The organism is Achromobacter xylosoxidans (genome assembly GCF_002192695.1).
Lineage (GTDB): Bacteria > Pseudomonadota > Gammaproteobacteria > Burkholderiales > Burkholderiaceae_B > Achromobacter > Achromobacter xylosoxidans_C.
This window is the reverse complement of the sequence record NZ_MTLG01000080.1, coordinates 1-1068: the sequence shown is the minus strand read 5'-3', so window position 1 is coordinate 1068 and position 1068 is coordinate 1. Positions and strand designations below refer to the sequence as shown.

At 66.8% G+C, this 1068-nt stretch carries 1 protein-coding gene; it reads left to right on the top strand.

Annotation, left to right across the window (positions count from 1 at the left end; genetic code table 11):
• Window positions 1-1068: autotransporter-associated beta strand repeat-containing protein (locus BRO63_RS17310; protein ID WP_179215134.1), on the top strand; the 1068-nt coding region annotated here is incomplete at both ends.

Here is a 1068-nt window from a genome sequence, read left to right as displayed (position 1 = left end):
TGGCGGCACCACGGGCGCCATCCTGGGCGACGTGGCGAACAACGGCGCGCTGACTTTCAACCGTTCCGATGTCCTGACCTTCCCCGGGCTGATCTCCGGCAGCGGCGCGGTCAACCAGATCGGCACGGGCACCACCATCCTGACCGCAGACAACACCTACACCGGCGGCACCACGATTTCGGCAGGCGGCCTGCAACTGGGCAATGGCGGCACATCGGGGTCCATCCTGGGCAATGTGGCGAACGACGGCTTGCTGGCCTTCAACCGCTCCGACACGATGACGCTTGCCGGCCAGATCTCCGGCAGCGGCGCGGTTAACCAGATCGGCTCGGGCACCACCGTGCTGACGGGCAGCAACAGCTACACGGGCGGAACGACGATCGCCGCGGGCACCCTGCAATTGGGCGACGGCGGCGCCTCGGGGTCCATCCTGGGCGACGTGGCGAACAATGGGGCGCTCGCGTTCAATCGTTCCGATGTCCAGACCTTTCCCGGCCTGATCTCCGGCAGCGGCACGGTCAACCAGATCGGTACGGGCACCACGATCCTGACGGCCAACAACACCTACACCGGCGGCACCACAATTGCGGCGGGTACCTTGCAGCTGGGTAACGGCGGCACCACGGGCGCCATCCTGGGCGACGTGACGAACAACGGTGCGTTGACGTTCAACCGTTCCGATGTGCAGACCTTCCCCGGACTGGTCTCCGGCAGCGGCGTGGTCAACCAGATCGGCGCAGGCACCACCATCCTGACCGCGGACAATACCTACACGGGCGGCACGACCATCTCGGCAGGCACGCTGCAGCTGGGCAATGGCGGCACCACGGGCGCCATCCTGGGCAACGTGGCGAACAACGGCGCGCTGACCTTCAACCGTTCCGATGTCCAAACCTTCCCCGGCCAGATCTCCGGCGGCGGCGTGGTCAACCAGATCGGCACAGGCACCACCATCCTGACCGCGAACAATACCTACACCGGCGGCACCACGATTTCGGCCGGCACCCTGCAATTGGGCAATGGCGGCGCCTCGGGCGCCATCCTGGGCGACGTGGCGAACAACGGCGC